Annotated in this window: 19 protein-coding genes; 16 read left to right on the top strand and 3 right to left on the bottom strand. The window is 60.6% G+C overall.

Annotation, left to right across the window (positions count from 1 at the left end):
* Position 1: 1 nt before the first annotated feature.
* From AB2U09_RS01135 to AB2U09_RS01085, 11 genes are all read left to right on the top strand, one after another.
* A complete protein-coding gene (locus AB2U09_RS01135; protein ID WP_459190852.1) occupies positions 2–1123 on the top strand; it encodes a TraC-like domain-containing protein in 1122 nt (373 codons plus the stop codon).
* A complete protein-coding gene (locus AB2U09_RS01130) occupies positions 1107–3341 on the top strand; it encodes a VirB4 family type IV secretion system protein (protein ID WP_459190851.1) in 2235 nt (744 codons plus the stop codon). The genes AB2U09_RS01135 and AB2U09_RS01130 overlap by 17 nt, the downstream gene beginning before the upstream one ends.
* Positions 3334–7152 (top strand): ATP-binding protein, encoded by a 3819-nt coding sequence (locus AB2U09_RS01125; protein ID WP_459190850.1) that lies wholly within the window; start codon positions 3334–3336, stop codon positions 7150–7152. The genes AB2U09_RS01130 and AB2U09_RS01125 overlap by 8 nt, the downstream gene beginning before the upstream one ends.
* Positions 7149–8033: a bifunctional DNA primase/polymerase gene (locus AB2U09_RS01120; protein WP_459190849.1), complete on the top strand. Its 885-nt coding sequence runs from the start codon at positions 7149–7151 to the stop codon at positions 8031–8033. The genes AB2U09_RS01125 and AB2U09_RS01120 overlap by 4 nt, the downstream gene beginning before the upstream one ends.
* Positions 8030–9553, top strand: coding sequence for a primase-associated protein (locus AB2U09_RS01115; RefSeq protein ID WP_459190848.1), 1524 nt, complete (start codon positions 8030–8032; stop codon positions 9551–9553). Before AB2U09_RS01120 ends, AB2U09_RS01115 begins: the two co-directional genes overlap by 4 nt.
* 542 nt (positions 9554–10095) lie before the next feature.
* A complete protein-coding gene (locus tag AB2U09_RS01110; protein ID WP_459190847.1) occupies positions 10096–10533 on the top strand; it encodes a DUF8030 family protein in 438 nt (145 codons plus the stop codon).
* 181 nt (positions 10534–10714) lie between these two features.
* Entirely contained in the window at positions 10715–11260 is a 546-nt protein-coding gene (locus AB2U09_RS01105) for a hypothetical protein (protein WP_459190846.1), read from the top strand.
* 73 nt (positions 11261–11333) lie between these two features.
* Positions 11334–11624, top strand: a complete 291-nt coding sequence (locus tag AB2U09_RS01100) for a DUF8069 family protein (protein WP_459190845.1) — start codon at positions 11334–11336, stop codon at positions 11622–11624.
* Positions 11624–11959, top strand: a complete 336-nt coding sequence (locus AB2U09_RS01095) for a DUF7558 family protein (RefSeq protein WP_459190844.1) — start codon at positions 11624–11626, stop codon at positions 11957–11959. Before AB2U09_RS01100 ends, AB2U09_RS01095 begins: the two co-directional genes overlap by 1 nt.
* A gap of 50 nt (positions 11960–12009) precedes the next feature.
* Positions 12010–12609 (top strand): DUF7437 domain-containing protein, encoded by a 600-nt coding sequence (locus AB2U09_RS01090; RefSeq protein ID WP_459190843.1) that lies wholly within the window; start codon positions 12010–12012, stop codon positions 12607–12609.
* A complete protein-coding gene (locus tag AB2U09_RS01085) occupies positions 12606–13115 on the top strand; it encodes a PIN domain-containing protein (RefSeq protein WP_459190842.1) in 510 nt (169 codons plus the stop codon). The genes AB2U09_RS01090 and AB2U09_RS01085 overlap by 4 nt, the downstream gene beginning before the upstream one ends.
* A gap of 2 nt (positions 13116–13117) precedes the next feature.
* Here the strand turns inward: AB2U09_RS01085 and AB2U09_RS01080 are convergent, their stop codons facing one another.
* Complete coding sequence (locus AB2U09_RS01080) at positions 13118–13378, bottom strand: winged helix-turn-helix domain-containing protein (RefSeq protein ID WP_459190841.1); 261 nt, start codon at positions 13376–13378, stop codon at positions 13118–13120.
* A gap of 121 nt (positions 13379–13499) precedes the next feature.
* Between AB2U09_RS01080 and AB2U09_RS01075 the strand changes: the two genes are divergently transcribed.
* The 3 genes from AB2U09_RS01075 (at position 13500) to AB2U09_RS01065 (ending at position 16568) form a co-directional block, all read left to right on the top strand.
* Positions 13500–13760, top strand: coding sequence for a HalOD1 output domain-containing protein (locus AB2U09_RS01075; protein ID WP_459190840.1), 261 nt, complete (start codon positions 13500–13502; stop codon positions 13758–13760).
* Between the two features lie 592 nt (positions 13761–14352).
* Positions 14353–15219 (top strand): DNA-binding protein, encoded by an 867-nt coding sequence (locus tag AB2U09_RS01070; protein WP_459190839.1) that lies wholly within the window; start codon positions 14353–14355, stop codon positions 15217–15219.
* Between the two features lie 215 nt (positions 15220–15434).
* Positions 15435–16568 carry a homing endonuclease associated repeat-containing protein gene (locus tag AB2U09_RS01065; RefSeq protein ID WP_459190838.1) on the top strand — a complete coding sequence of 378 codons (1134 nt, stop codon included), beginning with the start codon at positions 15435–15437 and terminating at the stop codon, positions 16566–16568.
* 199 nt (positions 16569–16767) lie between these two features.
* Here the strand turns inward: AB2U09_RS01065 and AB2U09_RS01060 are convergent, their stop codons facing one another.
* Complete coding sequence (locus tag AB2U09_RS01060; RefSeq protein ID WP_459190837.1) at positions 16768–17475, bottom strand: hypothetical protein; 708 nt, start codon at positions 17473–17475, stop codon at positions 16768–16770.
* A 494-nt stretch (positions 17476–17969) separates the two neighbouring features.
* On the bottom strand, positions 17970–19601 hold the full coding sequence (locus AB2U09_RS01055; RefSeq protein ID WP_459190836.1) for a hypothetical protein: 1632 nt from the start codon (positions 19599–19601) through the stop codon (positions 17970–17972).
* A 272-nt stretch (positions 19602–19873) separates the two neighbouring features.
* Between AB2U09_RS01055 and AB2U09_RS01050 the strand changes: the two genes are divergently transcribed.
* A complete protein-coding gene (locus AB2U09_RS01050) occupies positions 19874–21298 on the top strand; it encodes a hypothetical protein (RefSeq protein ID WP_459190835.1) in 1425 nt (474 codons plus the stop codon).
* Positions 21299–21354: 56 nt separating this feature from the next.
* Positions 21355–22083 carry a hypothetical protein gene (locus AB2U09_RS01045; RefSeq protein WP_459190834.1) on the top strand — a complete coding sequence of 243 codons (729 nt, stop codon included), beginning with the start codon at positions 21355–21357 and terminating at the stop codon, positions 22081–22083.
* Positions 22084–22112: the final 29 nt, after the last annotated feature.

Below are 22112 nucleotides of genomic sequence, written 5' to 3'. Positions count from 1 at the left end.
CATGTCCATCGACCAAGACGCAGCCGCACGGCGCATTATGGACCAGTTCGGTGAGGAGGGCCGTATCCCCTACCTCAACATCGAAGAAGGCGACGTGGGCGTCCTGATCGCCTTCCCGATCGTCGGCCTGTTCATCGCCGGCCTCACCGGCATTGAATCACTCGCCCTCCCGTTCGTCGCCGGTGGCTTCGGGTTCGGCGTTGCGATCGTCTACGTCTCACCCGACCACCTGAACGCGTGGACGTGGACGAAGGATGTCTACCGCTACGTCAAGCGCCCCCAGATCACGTTCAGCGCCCCAGAGGAGGCCGACAGTAGTACCAACGAGACAGAGCGTAACGAAGGCGGGCTCGCGAACTACACGCCGTTCAAGCCCGACGAGCGGACGCAGGACCTCACGAACATCGAGCGAGCGTGGCCAGGCGCAGGGGCGATTCAACGGGCCGACGGGACGATGGAGGCGTTCATCGAGATCGATCCCGACAATATGGACTTCGCGATGTCCGACGACTGGGCCCAGCTCCAGGACGCCGGCGAGGAGTTCGCCAACAAAGAGCTTGACTCGAAGCTCAAACTCCACGCCACAACCCGCTCATTTCCGGTGGAACAGATCGTCGAGAACATCGAGGACCGCCTGAACGACGAGGACGTCACGGAGAATCCTATATTCAAGGAACTCCTCGAGGAATACCGGGAGACCCGCCCCAAGGAGATGCGCGAGCGGGGCATCCAGCAGGTGCGATACTACATCGGCGTCCAAGTCTCCCCGCTGGAGGTCTACGACCGCTTCCGCGACGAGGGCACGCCCGCCGAGAAGCTCACGCAGTTCCCCGTCATCGGCTTCCTGTTCAACCCGTTCGTCACCCGTCGCGAGGACCTAACCGACGTCGAGCGCCGCGCACAGATGTTCGAGAAGCTGGACAGCCGAGTCAACGACGTGCGGTCGGAGTTCATCCAGCAGGCGTCGGGCTGGTCCGCTCGGCGGCTCAGCACGGTCGAACTTTTCGTGTTGAATATGGACTTCTGGAACGGCCGCGAACACGATTACGAGGACGCAGAGCGCGTCGTTCGGGAACAACCCATCATCGGCCACTCGCGCCGGGAGGATGACCACAATGCGTAACCTCGTCCTCCAGACGGGCAGCGGAGCCGTTAGCCAGCTCTCGGAGTGGCTTACGAATCCGACCTCAGCTGAAGGAGCGGCCCTCTACATTCTGCTCGCGGTACTGGTCGGGATCGGCGGGAAACTCCTCTGGGACCGGTACACCGAAGACGACGAGGAGGAGGTGGAGTTCTCAGACTTGCTCGACGAGGAGACCATCGAACAGGGCGCCGCCGAACGCCAGCTCCTCGACGACATCGCCGAGTCACACAAGACGGTGACGGCGCCGGCGGCGATCGAGTGGGAGACGCGCGCGGCACAGGTCGGCGAGCAGTGGACGACGACGCTGTACATCGCTGACTACCCGGACTACCCCAACGACGGCTACCTCTCCGAGCTCTTCGAGATGACCGACGTGCAGTTCGACCTGACGGCCCACATCACGCCGAAGAACCAGGAGCGGGCGCGGAACGAACTGCAGGACATCGCTGACGACCTTCAGGTGGACGCCGATCTCGAACAGAGCGTTCGGAGTGCCTACCTACAGGAGCGCGCCAACGAAGCCGCAGCGACGTACAAGGCCGTGGAGAATGGCGCGAATGTCTTCGACCAGGGGATGTTCGTCACGGTCAGAGCCGACGAGAAGGAGGAACTCCGGGACGCCGTCCAGAAGGTCAAGAGTGCGCTCCGTGACGATCCGGCGAACCTCACGCCGAAGACCGCCATCTGTCGGCAGGACCTTGCCCTTCAGTCTGCCGCGCCTATCGGCGACAACGAGTTCGGTCGCACATCGATTGCCCTCGGCGGCGCCGTCGGCGCGTTACTCTCCTCACCGCACAACGCGACGATCCTCGAAGAGGGCGGTGTCGAGTTCGGGATTCACAAGGACAACCAGAGCCCGGTGGTCATCGACCCATTCGCCCGAGATAACGGGTACGCGATGTTCACGGTCGGTGACACGGGTTCCGGAAAGTCGTTCAGCTCCAAGCAGAACTTCATCCGCTCCATTGAGCAGAGTAAGGACCGTATCGGCATTATCCTCGAGCCGCTGAACAACTGGGCCGGCGTCGCCGAAGCCCTCGACGCCAAACGCATCACGGTCGGCGGGACACTCGGCCTGAATCCGCTGGAGATCCGCGAGACCCCGGAACACGTCCAGCGGGCGATGGGTGAGGACGCGAGTCCGTTCAACGAGAAGCTCGACGACGCGATGAGCTTCCTCACGAACTTCTTCGCGCTGCGAGGCATATCCCTTGGCGACCGACGGACGACGCTCGAACTCGGGCTCAAGCGCGCCTACAAACGACAGGAGATTACCGACGACATCTCCACGCACAGCAACCCAAGCCCGACCATCCGTGACATGATGGACGTCTTCGAGGACATGATCGACGACCCCGAGGAGTTCGTCGTCCGCTCCGACGAGGAGTCCGGGAAGATCAAAGAAGACGCGACGTGGCTGCTCGACCAGCTCCGCCCGTTCGAGGATGACGGCCGCCACGCCAATCTCGGACAGGACTCCGAGTTCGACATCCGGGACGAGAAAGTCATCTATCTCGATCTGGCCCAGCAAGAGGGAAGCGTGGACAGCAGCACGGCGCTGACGATGCAGCTGTTGATCTCGCTGGTGTACGAGCGGGCGAAAGTTTCGGACAAGGAGGTAGTGTTCTACATCGACGAGGCCCGCTACATTATGCAGGACGCCGCGAGTCTGGCGTTCCTCGAAACGGTGTTCCGGCACCACCGCCACCACGACCTCTCGATTCGGCTGGTCACCCAGACCGTCGACGAGTTCTTCGAACACGCTGAATCCGAGGCGATCCTCGATCAGTGTGCGGTCAAGCAGTTCCATCGCCTGGACGGGATGGACGAGGAGTGGGCCGACGAGTTCGGCCTGAACTACGCCCAGATGCGGTTCGTCCAAGACGCGGTGCCCGGGAACGAGGACGCCGGCTTCTCCGAGGCGCTGGTGGGCGTCGACGGCGAGTGGCGCGGCATCCAGGTCAAGGCGATGCCCAAGGAGAAGCAGGTCATCGACTTCGACCCGACCTCCCAAGTTCGGTCCTCGCTTCCCGGCGCCGGCGAGAGCGCCGTCGATAGCGAGATGCAGGAGTTTCGGGCGGAGCTTGAAGACCAAGTAACGAACGGAACGAACGAAACGAACAGCTCCGACGAGGAATCCGACGCCGTCGCAGCCGAGCCGGACGGCGGGTCAACGGAGGGGAGCGACGATGACTGACTACCTGCGCGTCACCCCCACCTCCGAGCAGCTCGATCCCGAGAGTATCCCCCGCGTCCTCGACAGCCTCCACAAACTGACCAGGCCTGGCTCCTCAGGTCTGGGGGCGAAGCTGAACCCGCTCCACAGCGATACGCCGCCCCGGTTCGAGTTCCTCGCGATCAGTGATGGGCCGGATGAGCCGGTGGAGTTCTTCTACGGAGCCGACGCTCACCTCGATACGGTGGAAAAGCGGCTCCGCTCGATCTACCCGTCCACGTTCGATATCGAACGCGTCGACGTCGACGTCGCGAACCGCCTCATTCAGCCGGTCGAGTTCACCCCGCAGGAATTCATAGAGCACTACGAAGCCGGGCGGCTCCAGTACGAGTTCGGGCCGGGAGAGCAGTACGACTACGTCGACGAAGAACCGGCTGACCGCGAAGCCGACTCCGATCCGCTCGTCGACGGCGGCACGGTTTCGGCCACAATCCCCGACCATCACGTGGTCATCGGCGACTCTGTCCTCGAGTTAGCCCCGCCCGAGACACTCCCGGATGACGAGGAGCGACCATCCATCGAGAAGCCGACGATGACTCCGGAGGGGACGATTCTGACGCGGCCAGCCAACGATGCCGTCTCCCCGCTCGGTGTCCGGTGGTGTGGCTCCGCGTCTCGGAAGCAGGACTGGATGACGTCGCTGACCTCGTTCACGTCGGAGGACACCGACGGCGACCTCTCGTCCGTCGACCAACCCGGTGCCGCGCTCGCGACGCTCATCGACCACCTGATGGAGGCGATAGCACCGACCGCGTTCCAAGTCGTCTTCCAACGACGGAGCAGCTGGCAGTCCGACGCGGAGGTGCGGAAGGAGGACCTCATCGACGGCCGGGACACGTTCTTCCAAGAGGTCGTCGGGTCGTTCCTCGAGGTCGAGGAGCAACGGAGCGACCAGGACGAACGACAGCTCAGCGAGGCCGTCGAGAAACGAATCGCATCCATCGACGCGAAGAACGCCAAACGGTCGTTCACGGCCAACATCCGTGCCATTGGCGTCCCGACTGACGTCACTCACGGCGACCTCGATGCCCGCATGGATTCGCTCCTCCCCGTGTTCGACCCGCTCGACGGGCCGTTCTACGAGGTCGAGGGGCAGCGCCTCCGGGAGAGTGGCTTCCGTGAGAAAACGAAGGAGAAGAAGGCACGGGCCACACTTCAGCGCCTCTTCAATCGCGAGTTGACGACAGGTCGAGGGAAGACCCGCCCCGAGCTAGTCCTCTGTGGGACGGAACTCGCGAACTTCGTCCTTGTCCCCTCGTCCGAACAGTTGACCGTTGAGGGGACACGGGGGACTCGGGCTGAACAGCAGAGCCGAAATCCGCTCCCCTGGCCGAATCCCGACTTGATCCAGCAGTTCCAGGAGGGGATGGCGATTGGCTACGCGCTCGACGAAAACGGTGAGCCGCGACCGGATCCGATCCGGATCCCGCCGGACCTGTTGCCGACGCATTACGGGCGGTTCGCGTCGACTGGGGGCGGGAAGTCGAAGGCCATCATCAACGATGCGCTCTCCCTCCGCGGGTCGACTGGGGGCCCTGTCGTCCTCGTCGATCCGAAGGGTGACGGGATGTGCGAGAACTACCTCCGCTGCCACTACGAGCGGTTCGAGGGCCTCGACGACGTCTACCACTTCCGCGTCCCCGAGACGATTCCCGCGTTCTCGTTCTTCGATATCCGCCCGGCGCTCGAGGCGGGTCGTAACCGCGAGGACGCGATTCAGGACAAGGTCGACCACTTCCACGATATCCTCCGGATGATTATGGGGCGCGAACAGTACGGCCAGGCGTTCGTCGCGAACGAGATCCTCAGCTACCTCATCAAGGCGCTCTTCGACGAGGAATACGGCAGCGACGTGTTCGGGCTGGACGACCTCTTCGCCGCCGCCCTCCGGATGCAGCGCGAGCAGACGATTCCCCCCGTTTCAGCCGAGAACCAGAACATCGAGGAGTCGCTGACGCGGCACTTCGCGAAGGACAACCACCAGTTCCAGGTGTCGATGGACGCCGTCGGAAACCGCCTCGACAAACTCAAAGAGGACGCCCATCTCCGGCGAATCTTCAGCCACGTCCCTGAGCAGAACGATGCCGGCGAGTACGTCGACAACCGCTTCGATTTCCGCGAGTTCCTCGATGAAGACGCGACCATCATCTTCGATCTGGGGGACCTCCGACCGGAGGCCCAGCGAGCGATTACGCTGCTGCTGTTGAGCAACCTCTGGGACGCCGTCCAGGTGCGCCGGCGCGACGGCCAGACGGACTACGAGAAGCTCACCAACCTCATCATCGAGGAGGCGGCGCCGGTCGCGTCGACGAAACTCGTCTCCGAGCAGCTGCTACCACAGGGCCGCTCGTTCGGTCTGAGTATGGGCCTTGTGATGCAGTTCCCCGAGCAGGTCCGGAACCGAAACGAGCGCGCCTACGACGAGGTACTGAACAACATCAAGACGAAGCTCATTGGCAACATCTCGATCGAGCGCGATCTCGCGGAGTCGCTGGCTCACGAGGACCTCAGCCCGACCGAACTCCGCAACCGGATCAATACGCTCCCGAGCGGGGAGTGGATCGCCCAGCTCCCGAGTCCGTCGTTCGGGGAGACTGGTCCGCCGCCGTTCTCGCTGAAGCCACTCCCCATCGCGCCGGGGCATCCAGAAAGCGACCAGCCGCTCACAGAGCCACAGGAAGACCATTTCGAATCCGTGTCCCGGCCACGGATGGTCGAGCGCACAGCGACCCAGTACGGGCTGACAGCGACGACTGAATCGAGTCCGACTCCGGAGGAGACTGGATGGGGAAGTTCAGGAGCCGAAACGACGGTCTCGTCGGCTGATGGAGATACGGGGGACGACCCGAACCAGTCCGCATTCATCAGCCAAGCGACGACCGAGGACGGGTCTACGTCGACGACGCAACCCGAGACGGACAGCGAGTCCGGTGGAGACCACGGGGAGATCAGTTCGTTATTTGGGGAATCCACTGATGGCGACGAGGAGCCAGTTGCCGACCAGCCAGAGCAACCCGCCAACGGATCGTCGCCGGTTCAGGAAAGCGGCGTGCCGGTTCCCGATGACGAGCTCCGAGACCGCGGGCTCAGTCGCGACGACGTCCGGTTCCTGAGTCGTGTCCTCGACGTGATGAACAGAGCAGACGACGAGTATGCGCTCTTGGACAGCATGCGCCAGCTGCGAGACGCCTACGACGATCTCCATCTGGAGCAGCTCAAAGACCAGGACCTACTCGACGAAGGATCTGCTGCTGGCCGCAAGTACTACACCGTGCTCCCGGCCGGCCGAGATCTCCTCGGCAGGGAATTGAACGCCGGCCCCGGCGAGGGTGACCTCGGCGAGAAAACCCCACACAAAGTTGGCGTCCGGCTCCTCGAATTGTGGCTCCAGCAGCAGGATGACGTCGTTCGTGTCAAGCCGTACTACGAATACGACGATGGAACGGTGCTGGATGTGGCTGGGTTCAACGAAGAGGGCGACCTCGTCTGGGCTGGTGAAGCAGAGCTCGCGAGTAACAATAGGCATGCCCCGATCGAGGACTACGACAAGCTCAGTGCCGTGGACGGCGATGCAGTCTGGGCGTTCAACACTCGGCAGACAGCTACCGACGTGCTTGACTCGCTGGCCGACGCCGGTAAGATCGACGAGCGTGTCAATGGGCGGTCCGCGCGGTCGTTCGCGAACATCAGGGACGCCGTCGAAGAACTCAATTCTGACGGCTTGACCACCGTTCGTGGCTTCAAAAATCTCAAAGAGGATCTCGAGTCATGACGTGGCGACATGCAACTCGTGAGGAGATCTACGCCTACTACGCCGAGGAGTTCCCCCGCTATGTCGACGACCTGCCGGAGTTCATCACGGCGACCGGTCCGAAACAGTACGCTGTCGCCTTCCGCGAGTCCCACCCCGTTCGCAACGACGAGGTGCCGAATAAGGACTTCATCCGGCGGGATACGTGGCAAACGGGCCCATCAGGGGATCGAACGACGCCCGAGTTTGACGACTTCGAGGATGTCGTTGGGTTCATTCGGCACCCCGCTCGCAACGACCCGCTGGGGCGGAGCGAGTTCGCACTTGCTGATCCGGAGGTACTGGAAAAACGGGATCCACGCCCCGACGCCGTCTACTACGCACTGGATCACTGGGAACGGCCGTGGGTCCTGCTCGTCGACATCGACGCCAAAGACATCGCTCGGGAACGAGCCGCGGATACCGTCTCAGAGGACGTCGACGACCAGGGCGACGACGCGCTCCTCGACGACGCCGGCATCCTCGACGCCGAGCCGGCCGGATATCCGTATGCGTTCGAGGACGTCGACCGAGCCATCGAGTACGGCTTCGAAGTACGCGACATCTTCGAGACCGACCTCAACGCCGAGGAGACGATGGTCGTCTACAGCGGGCAGGGCGTCCACGTCTACCTCCTCGACTCTGACTCGGCGCACCGTTACGACGAGCAGAGTCGCGAAGTGTTGAACGACCTCCTCTTGGAGACCTACGAGATCCCCATCGACCCCGTCGTAACGGCTGACCGCCGGCGGGTCGCCCGCCTGCCCTACTCGCTGCACGCCGACGTCTGTAGCATCGTCCAACCCATCGAAAGCCCGGCATTCGACGTGCGGTCTGCCACGCCCGAGGTGATCGACGAATGAGCCCGAGTACACCAACCGACGACGAGGACATGGCGTATCGGGTCGCAGCGCTCCCGCTGGAGTACGGAGAGACACGCATCAACCAGCTGTTTACGCGTGGCTACAATCGATACGTCGTCGACGGCGAGGACCAACCCGAGGACCTCGTGAACGACATCGAACGGTTCGGCACCGCGGCATTCAAAGAACAGGTTCGCGCCGACGCAGCCGACGAGCCGTTCGTCGACGAACCGGGGACGCTCGCCGTGCTCGCGACGTTGAGTGCGATCTGTGTGAAGGAACACCCGAAGTTCGAGCACGCGTCGCCCCGGAACATCCAGGTGCTCTATGACATCCGTGAGCTGTACGTCAACAATCTCGCCTCCCTCATCCGTGCTCGCGGTGATGGGGCGCTCCAGCAGGACATCGCCGACGTGCTCTACAGCAAGGAGCCCGGTGAGGATGGGCCGCATCCCGGCCGGGTCTGTACGGGCATCACAGAGATGCCGGAGTTCGGGGATGGCCTGTACCTCGAAATCCCGATGGCGGCGGCATCACGCAAATGTCTCGTTCGGGAGGACGAGGCGTCGACGGGAAGTGACGATGGCGGAGAGATGCTGACACGAGTCGAAGACAACAAGCTGTACGTCCCGGTCGGTGATTTCGACAGCGAGTATCGGGACTACGCTGAGAGGGCGTTCAAGAAGCTCCTTCGGGTACAGGAGGATGGGCTCTCGGAGGAGCAGCTGACGTGGCTGACCACGAACGAGTCGGCCATCACGGAGCGGATCGACCGCTTCCTCGAGACCGGCCATCACGAGCGCATCTGGCGGAACTGGGACCGTGGCGAACGGTCGATTCGAGTGCTCCGGCGAGCCCTGAGTGACGCCCCCGACGACGTCGTCCAGAAAGGGGAGTTCCTTACAGCGAAAGAGCTCTATCGAGCGGTCAAGGCGTACGATGCCGAGGACGACTGGGAATCATCCGTGACGGATTGGATCTCGAGTCCGAGCAGTCTCGCCAAAACGTTGGCCGACCATGAGTCACATTCGGCGGTCACGATCGACCGCGACGGGCGCGTCAACACCTACCGAATCGGGAGGGCCGGAACCGGCGCCGAACAGATCGAGGTGCGGGAAATCGAGGATCTCTTCGAACTCCCCTGTATGGCGAATATGGAGGAGCGACTCCACGAGAAGAAGCCGGTGCGGAAGGATCTATACAACTTCGCGCGGATGGTGATGTGGCTTCCGCAGTACCAAGACAGCAGCCTCGACGAAATCGTCGCGGACCTCAAGGATGTCTTCTCCAGGTGGCCGTGGTACGACGAGCAGGAAACTGAGTACCAAGTCCGCTACGAGTTCTCGAACACGATCGACGGGGACACGCCGTTGCCGATGAACTGCGATAACGACGATATGCAACGGTACTGTATCGGCCAGGATCAATGTCCCTACTCGATCTGGGGCAGTCTCCCGTTCCCGGACGAGATGTACGAACAAGTTGACGAGCAGTCCGCCGGCCCCGCTGAGCAATTCTAAATAATTGACTTCCCCTCAGATTTTCGAGGAACGTGTTGCAGACCAAAACCAGTCTTTTCAGAATCCCCGTCGAGCAATTTTCAGCGGCTAACACAACCGGAATCGAGAGAATCGGGGTGTTTCACGATTCGAAGTACCGAGCCGGGGAGCCTCGAGAGACACTGAACAGGTGAAGCAGCGGCCCGATGAAATTTAGATACGTCCCAAATCACCTTCATTACCCCCTCGTCGAGCAAATTTTGGGACTCCAGTACCACTCCCGAACTCGTCGAGGTATTTTCTACCGCCTCAAATCGGCCCGACGGGGTTCTTCTTCGATTTGAGGCCGTCATATTGTCTTGCATATCGCGGATTTCGTCCAAAGAAAGAGGCGATATGCAATGTGCGAAGGCCGCCGGCTCTCTCGGGCCGAGGGGCCGTCACCCAGAGTTTGGATTCAGTAATCTATCAGATTTAGCGCATAGGTTGAGCGGGTGTGTGTCGGTGGTGTCTGTCGCCCCCGCGAGGGGGTGGCGGGGTACATCACGTTCCCCCGATACACGATGGCTTCGGAACGACACAGCAAGACACGAGCAGCGCATCAAGCAGCAAGTAGTCCCGACGGTCACGCGCCGTGGGCAGACCTCGAGGTGACGGTCCCGACCGACCGGGATCATGCGTCGATCGTCGCGCTCGTGGAGTGTGCTCTCGTCGAGGTCACGCACGAGGCCGTGGGCGCCGTTTTCGTCTCCCGGCAGGTCGGACGGGCGACGCGGACGCAGTACGTCGCCCGCGACGATGTCGGCGAGCAGTTCCAGAAGCGGCACTTCGACGCCCGGCTGGGCTGGCACGAAACCACCGTCCCTCGAGAAACCGTTCGCGACGAGCTCATCACCCAGCTCACGCGGTCACCGACCACGTCGGCGGACACGCGAGAGGCAGCAGCCGGCGAGCCAGACACCTTCGTCGTAAAACCAGTTCGAGAGCTCCGGACACCGTAGCGGTCAGGGTTAACCAACATTTCGAACCGATATCGACATTGTGTTGGTTAACGATGGGGCTGGATCCACACCCTCGCCCCCGCCCGCCGCCCTGATACTCGAGTGAGTATATCCTGACGGCCAGTCGGTCCGAAGGGTCGTGCGACGGGTTTTATCGGGCTACTGTTCGTCGAGAGCCAGTATGGTCGTCGTCGAGGAGGTCACCCGATTGAGCGAGCGCCGAACCCAGACCTCGTCCGAGGCGTTTCCGGACGAGGAACTGGCGTCGATTCGGGCGGCCGTCGAGGCTGTCCCCGTTGACGTCTTCGACGGCTCAACGAAACACACGGAGGTCGGCGGGTTCGATGCCGCGATCGCCGGCGGCCTCCCGCAGTACGAGTACGAGGGAGCTGCTGCCGATGGCTTCAACCCGAACTGCAAGCTCTGGTCGCATCTTGGGTTCAACTACAGCGTCGACCTCTACGACGCCGACGCCCGCATCGCCATCGAAGTCGAGAAGAGCGAGCGGAAGAACGTCAGCGACGATCTCCTCAAGTTCCAGAAAGGCTACCGCACACAGAAGGAGGGCCGCCCGAAGATCGAGTTCGGCTGTCTGGTGGTGCCCGTGAACTACCTCGGGCGGCACAACCTCTACCAGCATAGCCTGACCAAGCTCGACTTCATGAAGGGCGTCCTGTTCATCGATGACGTCGCCGTCATCGGCTACCGCGACCCACGGCCGGACTGACGCCCTCCGACGGAGCTGTTTGTCGGCGCCGGGAGGCGTGCAGCGCGCGACAGCGTGCGCAGCGTGATTCATCATGCCTGGTCCCGATCCTCACGACGACACGAGTGCCGACTACGAAGAGTTCGAGAAAGAACAGCTCGCCCAGGACCGCGACGCCGCGAGCCTCGCGACCGCGGACGTCGACGACGCGACGGCCCGGAGCCTGGTTGACGACCTCATCGACGCCGACGTCGTCACTACGGTGCCCGAAGACCAAGTTCTGGTTCACGAGCCGAGTGGCACTACCTTCGACTCGGCGACGCAGCTGGCCGTCTTCCACCGTGGCTGGACGGCCGGCCGCGACGCCGACGCGGAGAGCGAGTGATGCAGCAGACGCTCACCGGGTGTGCGTTCTGTGACGCGCCACCCGGCACCAAGGTGGGCGAGGCGCATACCTGGGGCGAAGACGAGCGGGTCACCCACCCGATCTGCGTCGCCTGCGCGATCCAGACGGAACCGGATCCCGACGAACGCGATCACTACGCCTGCGACAGCTGTGGGCTCGTCGTCGACGCCCTCGCGGCGCTGACGCGCTTCCGCGTCGAACTCGGTCATCTCGAAGGCCCGGTACAGCTGTGCGAGCGCTGTAGCCCAGGCGGGCTCGCGACGTACTGGACGCGCGACCTCGAGGAGCACCTCGTCAGAACGCCGGCGGAGTGACCCCAAACACTCTTTACTGCTTCGCTGTAAACTGTAATCAAGAACGACCCGTGTCACGCACTTCAGATCGCGCCGATGGCGACATCGTCCGGGACTTCCTCTCGGTCGCGGACCTGCTGGAGGAGCCACAGCTCGCCCAGCTGTACGCCTACCTCGCTCGTGAAGGCGAGGCGACCGTCCAGGACGTGATGGACGACCTCGAGTTCGCACAGGGAACGGCCTACAGCTACGTCAACCGGCTCGTCGACGCCGGCGTGGTCGAGATTACCGACAACGAACAGCCCCGCCGGTACGCCGCCCGAGCAATCGACCTGACCGTAACGACGGCCGCTGGCGACCGTGAGTACACGATCACGCCGGCGCTCATCGACGCCGTTGGCCGACGCGAGACGGACGCGGACATCGACACCTACATCGACCGTCACGGCGTCGCCGGCCTCGCGACGGCGCTCACCTACGCGGTCGCTCGCGAACGCGGTGAGGTAACCCACCGGCTGATGGCCGAGGATCTCGATATCTCCCCGCTGGCCGCGGAGATGATCCTTCAGGCGCTCCGGCCCGTCGTCCACGAGCATTACGACATCGAGGAAGCGGGGGCGTCGCTCGCGGAGCTGGATATCGACGACGGCGGCGCTGTCGACGACGCGTGAGCCGGCTCCACATCGCCGACACCGGCCTGTTCGTCGCGATGGGGCAGCCGTCGAACAGTCGCTACCAAGCAGTGCGGCGGTTCGCCCGCCGGAACGACGTCACCTTCGTCCTGCCCGAGCGGGTGTACGAGGAGCTGGCGGTCGACGATCCCGACGTCAAGGACGTGCCGGTCGACGCCGCGATCGACGAGGGATGGGCGACGGTGGCGGCGCCACTCGAGTTCTCCGAGCCCATCGTCTCCCGGGTGATGGACGGCGTCCAGCGATACATCGCGAACGCTGACGACCGGCCCGCGGACGAGGTCGAGCGGGCGGACGCTGCGCTTGCGGCCCTTGCCGCTCAAGAGCTCAGTTCGGGGACGGCAACGGAGGTGTACATCTACACGACCGATATCGCAGCCGGCGAGGGCGCTGAAACCGTGCTCGCGAGCGAGGGATACGGTGACTCGGTGACGTTCGTGAACGGCTTCCGATTCATCGAGGACCTGGTCGCCGGCAACAGCTAACCCTATTCAGGATCGAGGTCACGAGCGTCGAGGTCGCCGGCGAGATACTGCTCTCCCGTTCGCGTGATATCGTAGACGCCGTTGCCGAGGTGGACGAGGAGGCCATAGGTGACCAGCGTCTTGCAGCGGGCGTTGATGTGTTGGCGGGAGAAGCGCACGCGTTCGCTGTCCGCCATTTCCTTCGGGGTGTCGGGTCCGTCTTCAGAGAGATGCTCTAGAATGCGGTCATCGGCGCGAGACATCCAGTCGGCGTCAAAGCGCATAATCGCTTGTGGTTGCGCCGACGCTATCCCAAACGCGCTAAGTCAAGTAGCAAAGCGTATCGCTTCTATGGTTGACTCACAATGTTTTATACGCCTGTCATCCTAAGCCCCGAGCGTTCAGATGGAAACCCCTCCAACGGACAGTCCGGATGGATCGAGTGACTTCCTCGTTGAAATCATCGAGACACTGGAAGCGTGTGGGCTCGAGGACGACGCCTATCAGCTCCACGATTACGTCGACCCCGATGCGCTCGAACAGCTGATCGCCTCCGCCGATGAGACCATCGCGGTTCAGTTCACTGTCGAGGGGATCCCACTCGATGTCTCACCGGAGGGCGTGGACGTCATCGTCGAGGACGAGTCCGACGCTTTTTCCGAATAACGACTGGAGCAGTAATGATAGCGATTACTCTCGAAAGCCCTCGGCCGCTCGACGTCCCGCGACCGCCGCTGCGCTCCTCGTCCCTGCGGTGCTTGCGGGGTCGGGGGACGACCGAGACGGCCTCGCCCTTTCTGAGTCCGCCAGGAGTGTGGGTGGCCCACCGAGCGACGTGGTCGGCTGGATAGGTGTGTGCGTACCGGCCCGCCCCGCTCGCCGCTGCCGCCCTCCGCGTCGCTCGCGACCGACCATTCCGGGCGTGCGGGCGCTCTCCGCACTGCCCGCGCCCGTTCCGGGCTAAAATGAATCTGGTCTCGACGCCAGCGGGTAACCGCGGGGGGCTGCGCGGCGTGGCTGCTCACCCCCCACGCTTACTCCGCTGGCCGCTCGCTCCGGGCGGGTCGGCGCGCGGTGCTGGTTGGGTGACCTTCCTGAGGCGCGCTCTCGCTCGCGCCCAGTAGGGCGCTCGCGAAGGCGCGAGCGAGAGCGCGCAGATGGTTCTGTCGGTCGTTGCCGTCGGAAAACCGCGATGTAGGAGCATCGCGGTGGCGGCGCGTGAGCGCCTTCGTCGGAAATCACCCTGTGAGTGATTCCAATGTCTAGTAACAACGCTAGCGGAAAGGTCGTTTCGGTCGATGAACAGGCATTCGAGAAAGCGGGCGAGCAGGCGGTCGATGAAGACGGCTTCCCGGTCGTCGACGAGACGCCGGAGTTCGAGGCGACGGTCGAAGAGGAGACGCAGGCGAAGGTGGATGCGAACCACCCGGACGGGATCGCGGACACGAGCGAAGACCGGATTCACGGCGTTACCCTCGAACAGGAGGAACGCATTCAGGCGCGGGAAGCCGAACTGGAGCGCATCAGTGCCCAGGCCGAACTCGGGACGCAGGACGGTCGGGAGCAGCGCACGCGTGAGGTCGTCAGCGAAATGTGTGGCCGTGACGAGCCGGCGCCGACGGAGCGCACGGATCCCCGGGAGAAGCTGACGCAAGACGAACTCGCGGAGGTGAACAGGCAAGCGATGCGGATCAGCGACGAAGTGCAGGGCGGCTGGTCGAGAGCGGTCGTCGCGAAGCAGCTGGCCGAGAAGGTGGCGCGCGGTCGGGACGTCACGAAGGCGGTGCTGGAGACGCTCGAGGAGGTGAAGGCGGCGCCGGGGGCAATCGTGCCCATCGCGGATGTGCCGGACATCCCGGTCGGTGAGGTGACGGTCGAAGGCACAGTGAGCGAACTCTGGGATCCCAGTTCCCCAGCAATCGCCCAAGTCGGACTCATCGAAGACGAAAGCGGGCGTACGAAATTCACGATCTGGGAGAAGAGCAAGAAGACGGTAGTTCGAGAAGGGCAGACAGTCAGGTTCAGAGCGGTCAAGAAAAACTGGTACCAAGGACGGTGCAGTCTCGCCATCACGGGCTGGAGCAGGATCGAGTTCCCGGAGCGCGGTCGGTGGTGGGAAGAATAGCCAGTTGAGGCATCCTTCTTTTTTTGCTGTGTGCCGGACCGGCCCTGACCCCACCGCCCCACCCTCCGCTCCGTGCTCGCTTCGCTGCGCGCGCAGCCACAACCTCGAGACCCGATCTGAGATTTATCCCTGAAAACGGGGGAAACGGTGCGCGACCGGGCGGGTTTGTCCGACCCCACGAGGGGTGCGGGCGTGGCCAAAGCTCGGAGCTACGCATGAAAGTCGAAGGAGACTACACGTGCGACATCTGCGGCGAATCGTTCGAAACGAACGTCGAGATTGCCGGCCATATGCGTTCCCATCAGGTATCGATACCTGCTGAAACGATCATCGACGAACTACAGCGACTATCCGAAGAGAAGGGGCGAGTTCCAAAACAATCGGAGATCGAAGAAGAGACTGAATTCACAAAAGGCGCAGTGCGCTCAACGTTTGGGAGCTGGGACGAGGGATTGGAAGCTGCCAAACTTGAACCTCGAACAAACGGATATAGCGACGCAGAAGTCATCGAGGAGCTACAACGAGTCGCCAGCCAGATCGGCCATTCGCCCTCACGAAATGAGTGGCGAGAATTGGGGCGTATCTCGGCCAACACAGTCCAGACTCATTTTGGGTCCTGGAACGAGGGCCTCCGCGCAGCCAACTTGGAGACGACCACACAGCAGACCGCCACAAAGGAGGATGTCATCGAGGCGATTCAGAGCCTCGCCGCAGAACTCGGACGACCACCGAAAGCCCAAGAGATGGAACAGCACGGAGCGTGGTCGGTGAAAGTCACCCAGCGATGCTTCGGACGCTGGAATCGTGCGTTGCGCCGTGCAGGGTTCGAACCCCACAAACAATGGAGTATCAGTGAAGAACAGCTCCATCGGGAGATCGAGCGCTTAGTCGATGAGCTAGGCCACGTCCCATCGACTATCGAGATACGTGACTATGGTCGCTACTCGGTTGGATCTTATGTCCGCCGGTATGGGACCTGGCAAGACGCCATCGAAGCGGCCGGGTTCGAGTATCCCGGACGTCCAAGTGGCCCAGAGCATCCGCTCTGGAAGGGCGGCTACGGAGACATTTCCTACGGACCGAACTGGTACAAACAGCGCAAGCGTGCGCTGGAACGGGACGGCTTCGAGTGCCAGATGCCGGGCTGTCCGATTGACCGCGAGACCCACAGGGAACACTGGGATCGTGACCTGAACGTCCACCACATTACGCCGCTTGGCGCATTCATCGATACCGATGGAGTACTGGACTACGAACGGTCGAACCGGCTTGAGAACCTGATCACGCTCTGTCAACGCCACCATACGATGTGGGAGGAGTTCGCTCCGCTCCAGCCCGATCTCCGCTAACTACTCTCAGTGGTGTTTCTCGCCCCCAGCGATGGGTGGCGGGGACACCAGTAATCCTGTCTCACTATGACCGAAGATACGACACTCACGGCACGTGAACGGCTTCGTATTCACCTCCGCGAAGCCCACCGCGCTGGATGCCTGGAACGACCTGCCGCCGACGCCCCTGCGGGAGTGATCCGTCTGTGGGAACCGGCAGTCAGTGGACTTCGAACTGGAACTCGACATCATCCTCGTCGAGATTCTCAAGCTCCTGCGTCCTCTTCCGCTCCACACGGCCGAATATCCGCGTTTTCAGTTGGCGGCGACGGGTCGGATACTTGCGGTCGGTTATCATAATCTCTCCGTCCTCAACCTCGAACGATATCTTGCCTCGCCGCGGTCCGTGCTCCTTGCACGAGACTTGGTATTTCAGATCGTGTTCGCCCTCGTCGAATATCGCGCTCCCGAGCCAGAGCTCCTGGACGTCGCCCTCGTACACCACGTTTTCGAGGTAAATGTCGTGACGGCGCCCGCCACCGGTGAACCCGGACTTCCTGCCGCTCCGGATCTCCGTGACCGCCTGCGGCGGCTCGTACTCACTCACTATGGAGTCCGTCGCATCGATGTCATTCTCGAATTTGAACGCGTCGGCGGTGACGGTGAGCTGGACCTCACTGGCGGAACTATTCCCAACGTTCGCGAGGAGTAGCATGATGACCGCTTCGGCGTCCCCGTCTTCATCGGGTTGCGTCGGGCCCGAGGTGGATTGCTCGATTTCGAGAATCAGTTCGGGCCGTTTGTAGAGGAACGAGTACGACGTGACCGCGGCGGTCGTGACGATCGCAATCGGTACGATGTTTTTGATGATGAACACTCCCAGACCGGAGATCAAATCTATAGCGCCGGCGAGGATGTCCGGGAGCATGTGGTATTCCAAGACTCGACCGGCCATTACTTAACGCCCCTGACCGGGATGTGGCACCGACACCTCGCTCAGACTACCGATGCTATCGCGGCCTCCAAACGTTCGTGGACGTCGGTCGCACAGGTCAAAAACGGGTCTCCAATTGGAACGCCCAGACCCCGCTAGGACAGGGGTTCGTCGGAATCGCAGCCAAAGCTCACGTGGAACGTGATATCGTCCTCCGTCATCAAATCGAGGAGGTTCACAACGGCCAAGTACGGGTTTCCGCTCGTTTCGCGTGCACCAGAGGCCTCCACCGCTTCGTAGCCGTACGCCGTTTCTCGTACTTCACTATCCAGGACGACCTGATCTATATGGACCGGGGCAGCGACCCAATCCCCGACCGCGAGGCGCTGGAGGCGGCGTACGTTGAGCGGGGGCGTGGGTGTTCGCCAGCGAGTTGCGGAAGAAGTTCGCCGAGCACCGCGAGGGCCTGACGCCGGCCGATTGACGGCTCAGTGCTTTACTGTGAAAACGCTGTCCTCCTCTTCAACCATCTCCAGCAGCTCCATATCGGTTCGAAACTCCACCGAGTCTTTCTCGATGTACGACGGAACGAGGTTTGAGACCACCAGCTTTCGCGCCGATAGATCCTGCCAGTCGTTGCTAATCTCGTGTTCTACCTCCTCGCTGTGTTCGTCCAGGGCGGTGAATCGGTCGCCCGGATCAAGTCCAAGCCACAGATCCACCTTTTCCGGGAACGGTAGTCCGGTCGGCGCCCCCTCGTACCCGTCTGCCTCGATGTTGAAGACCTTGTGATCAAACTTGCCGTTCAGCGCCTCAATGCCCTCGGCAGTGTTCATCAAGAGCTCCGGCATCAGGTACTTGCATTCGACGAACCAGAGTTCGTCCTCGTCGTCGTTCACTACGAGCAGGTCGATCTCCGAGGAGTCCTCGCCGGGAATCTCCGCGCCGTGGTAGCACTCGAAGCCCTGGCCGGTAAGGTACTCGTACAGATTCTCCTCAAACTCTATACCTCGCCAGGTGGCGACCGTGTTCAGGATCTCGTGGCCACTGTCCTCGTCGCCGTTCTGGAGGAGCGGGAAGATCTGGAACCGCAGCAGCTGGGCGTACCACCGGGGGTAGATGAACCGGGTGAGTTCCCGTGTCTTCGGCGGGCGGCCAGGTTGCTGGTAGTAGACGTCTGTGACCTCAACCTCGAACAGGAAGGGATGGGCATCGAGATTGTCCTCGCCGACCACAACGTATTCGCGGACCTCGTCCCAGTCGTCGCCGAAGGTGTTCTCTCCGGCTTGAATAAGGCCGTCTTCGTTCGTCATTGCGAGCGTGCTGTCCTGGAGGATCAGTTCCCCTTCTTCGTTGGCGAACTGGCTGTCAATACGGTCGAGAAGCTCCGTAAGATCGAACACCGAAACGTGGTCGGGCATCGAGGTGGCGTAGATATCGCCGACGATGCTGTCAGCCGAGGCGACGAAGAGCATCGAGAGTATGAACCCGTAGAACGTATTGCCGAAGTCTTCCAGCGTGTCGATCTCGTCGCTCGACGGCTTCTCGAAACTCCGAATCTCGTTGTGTGTTTTATCGAATAGGTCGACATCTTCTTCTCTTCCACCAATCAGGCTCCGCAAGCATCGCTGGAAGCAGTACCTGTATTCAGAATCGCGCAAGTCGTAGTCGCTGAACAGAAATTTTCCCCTGTCCATCGGGACCGGGTATTCGAGACAAAGACGAAACTGGTCTTCCACGTGATTGAGTGCGGTAAGGAGTTCGGACTGCGTGGAAAGCAGCGTGTCAATAATGTCGTCGGGGTCGTCACCCCGATTTAGCTGATCGTCGCCGAATTGACTTTCGTCTGCCGTATATACGATTTTTATGAGATAAATTATATAGGCGAATTCTCGCATATTCAGACGACGATTTTCATAGAAGTCATGCGAGATGATATTGAGACGTTCTATGAGGTAGAGGAGCAAGTGGTCTTTGTCGTAGTCTTCTAGAAGCTGGATCAGGTTCTCGTCTCGCAGAAGCTGTCGATCCCGCTCTATTTTGTCCTCGACAACAGCCCGATCCGCCAGCTCGATGTCGAGACAGTTTGGGCACAGTAGTTTTTCTTCATCGCGATTCACGAAGAGAAGATGGCCGCATGTAGAACAAGGCATTACCGTGTATCCTGTAGGTCTCTGGATATGATATACTTTGGTAATCCTATTCGATGGCCGCTCATATTGGCCCGATAGACGGAGTATACCAATCGACCTAAGCCCTAACACCATCCGCTCCGTGTTTGTTTCGCTAAGCCTACAACCACAGCCTCAAGAATTGATTTCAAAAGGGGAATTCAGAATAGGAGAGGTTCCAGGGATAGACATTTTTGAGTGGACTATAAATTGGGGACTGAATGGACAGGTCCCGTCGACAGTTTCTGACTAAATCTGGTGCTGTCATCGGAGGATCGTATCTCCTCGGGACGGGTGTGGTTGGAGGAGCAGACTCTGAAAGCGATCTGCCAACACCCCAACCTCCGGATGGCGAGACTCTTGATATAGTATACTCAGAAGCATATGGCGAACTTGTGCTGTCGTCCGAGCGTCGTTACTGGGCGTTTGAGATTGATGGCGGGTGGGACGAACCTATGCTGATCGAGTACGAGGTCACCCCGAACGAGGGGTTCGATACGCCGGATGTCTTGATATTTGATGAGGACGATTTCGGGGAGTACAAGACGAAAATCGGTCGGTTCCCGATTGTAGATGGACCGCTTCTAACGGATAATACGTACTCGCTGGGACCGCTGGGGCAGATCTCTCTGCCGACAAAAACCCACCGCGAGAATATACATTTAGATAATATTCCAAAGTGGAGAGATAGCCAGCTGGGTTGGGGAGAAGACTCTCCTCAAGTAGATATGTATGCTCTGGAGTGTTTAACCCGGGAATCGTCCAGTGAGTTGACGGAGTCACATGTGGTGGAGCCAGGTGACTACTTTGCCGTATTCGATTGGACAGATGATGTACTGGAATCTACCTCAAAGGACAGGGTATCGGTAGATGTCTCTGTTCGAGCGGTCAACCCTGCGTTAGAGAAGGTGGAGAACGAGGTACCCACGAAGATGGAGGAACTCTATACTGGACTCCCAGAGGAAGAATCACCATTAGTGGAGGCGGGACGGGACTTAGCATCTGCCATCTGTGTCGAAGTGCCCGAGGAGTTCCACGGAAATTATTTAGAGGAATCCGTACCTGAAGCAGCTCAGGTTCTCTCCGGTCTCAAAATCGTCCTGGGCCTCGTCGAGGATCAGTTAGGGTACGATGCTTCGTTGGCGTACCAATTGACGACCCGAACAACGAGCTGGACACGGTGGAGTATGTCACTTCTTCCTATAGTCAGTAGTCTCAGTCAATTAGTTGATGATGCATGTGCGGTCACCGAGGCAGATCCAGAAGAGGCAGTGAGTGAGATCGAGAATATGTTGTTGAGCCTCGGAATCTTGGTCGCTGACCTTCTTGCAACAGCATTTGGCGTTACAGGTCGTGTGGCATCTTTCCTTGTGGGTATGGCGCGAAAATACTTGCTCGGGTTCGTTGCTCGGACGCTAGGATTGAAGGCTTACGTAGTATTGCTCAAGGAGCTTCTCACACTGACTCGATCAGGCATCTCTGAGGTTTTAGCTGTGATTAAGCGGATCACCCGTGAAATCGGTGAAGAATACGAGTTCCTAGACGAAAACGAAGTAGAACGAGTCGAAGCGCTAGATGAAGAAGATCTCGAGTCTTCCAGCTTCGATTTCGATTTCTTCAGCCTTAGTCCAGAGTGTAGCCCATAGATTGACTCCTATGACGTGTACACCCCGTCAACCAGGCACCACAATTTGAACGTGAAATGAGCGCTGAAAAACCGAATCACCTATTGATTTTAGGAGTGCGCCATCCTGATCGTCGTGTTCCGTCATTAGTTGATGAGAAAGTCGATGGAGAGGTCGACCGAATTTTCCATGAATCACCAGAGGGAGACTCGTCGAAGATAAAATATTCTGCGTGGACCGTTGTGAAGAACCCGTTAGCAGTGATTTTCGGCATACTTCGGTTGGCTACATTTGTCGTCGGCAATCTAGCTTTCGCAGCGAAGATGGTCGCTTCAGGAAACGCCACTCAGCTCACGTTGAAGAGTGGCGGACGAACACAATGTCTTCAGGCTGCCAAACAGCTCTCCGATAAACACGAAGTGGAATGGAAAGCAGTAGACGTCTCTTTAACAGAACGGGCCAAGTTGGTCCCTCGGCACTTGACGTTAATGAGCTGGCTTGCAGTCGTTTTTCTCCTGGTGTCGATAGTGCTGGCACTTACCGGTTCGATACCCTGGATGATTGCGGCCTTAGGAGCGGTTGCCTTCGCGACGACGATAGGGACGAGACTCGGCGATGTTCGTCGACCAATCAGGGATAAACGGATGTTTGAAAATATTCTCTCAGCCTGCGAGAAGCACGAATGTTCGCAGGTTGTTCTGATTACCGGCGAGAACCATGTCCAAGGCGTCGCCTCGAATGCGGCGCATTGGGATATCGACTACGAAACGTTCTGGCTCTCCTCTACGGCCGACATCGAGGACTAATTGAAACGGAGGACGCGCTACTCCGGAGA

Source organism: Halosimplex yunnanense (genome assembly GCF_054504345.1).
This window is presented reverse-complemented; position numbering and strand designations above follow the sequence as displayed.

What these genes read in the sequence shown, in the direction of transcription:
- AB2U09_RS01135 (WP_459190852.1), top strand. Translation starts at nt 2, where the DNA reads ATGTCCATCGACCAAGACGCAGCCGCACGGCGCATTATGGACCAGTTC.
- AB2U09_RS01105 (WP_459190846.1), top strand. Translation starts at nt 10,715, where the DNA reads ATGGTCGTCGTCGAGGAGGTCACCCGATTGAGCGAGCGCCGAACCCAG.
- AB2U09_RS01065 (WP_459190838.1), top strand. Translation starts at nt 15,435, where the DNA reads ATGAAAGTCGAAGGAGACTACACGTGCGACATCTGCGGCGAATCGTTC.
- AB2U09_RS01070 (WP_459190839.1), top strand. Translation starts at nt 14,353, where the DNA reads ATGTCTAGTAACAACGCTAGCGGAAAGGTCGTTTCGGTCGATGAACAG.
- AB2U09_RS01075 (WP_459190840.1), top strand. Translation starts at nt 13,500, where the DNA reads ATGGAAACCCCTCCAACGGACAGTCCGGATGGATCGAGTGACTTCCTC.
- AB2U09_RS01110 (WP_459190847.1), top strand. Translation starts at nt 10,096, where the DNA reads ATGGCTTCGGAACGACACAGCAAGACACGAGCAGCGCATCAAGCAGCA.
- AB2U09_RS01095 (WP_459190844.1), top strand. Translation starts at nt 11,624, where the DNA reads ATGCAGCAGACGCTCACCGGGTGTGCGTTCTGTGACGCGCCACCCGGC.
- AB2U09_RS01100 (WP_459190845.1), top strand. Translation starts at nt 11,334, where the DNA reads ATGCCTGGTCCCGATCCTCACGACGACACGAGTGCCGACTACGAAGAG.
- AB2U09_RS01050 (WP_459190835.1), top strand. Translation starts at nt 19,874, where the DNA reads ATGGACAGGTCCCGTCGACAGTTTCTGACTAAATCTGGTGCTGTCATC.
- AB2U09_RS01125 (WP_459190850.1), top strand. Translation starts at nt 3,334, where the DNA reads ATGACTGACTACCTGCGCGTCACCCCCACCTCCGAGCAGCTCGATCCC.
- AB2U09_RS01115 (WP_459190848.1), top strand. Translation starts at nt 8,030, where the DNA reads ATGAGCCCGAGTACACCAACCGACGACGAGGACATGGCGTATCGGGTC.
- AB2U09_RS01080 (WP_459190841.1), bottom strand. Translation starts at nt 13,378, where the DNA reads ATGCGCTTTGACGCCGACTGGATGTCTCGCGCCGATGACCGCATTCTA.
- AB2U09_RS01120 (WP_459190849.1), top strand. Translation starts at nt 7,149, where the DNA reads ATGACGTGGCGACATGCAACTCGTGAGGAGATCTACGCCTACTACGCC.
- AB2U09_RS01130 (WP_459190851.1), top strand. Translation starts at nt 1,107, where the DNA reads ATGACCACAATGCGTAACCTCGTCCTCCAGACGGGCAGCGGAGCCGTT.
- AB2U09_RS01060 (WP_459190837.1), bottom strand. Translation starts at nt 17,475, where the DNA reads ATGCTCCCGGACATCCTCGCCGGCGCTATAGATTTGATCTCCGGTCTG.
- AB2U09_RS01045 (WP_459190834.1), top strand. Translation starts at nt 21,355, where the DNA reads ATGAGCGCTGAAAAACCGAATCACCTATTGATTTTAGGAGTGCGCCAT.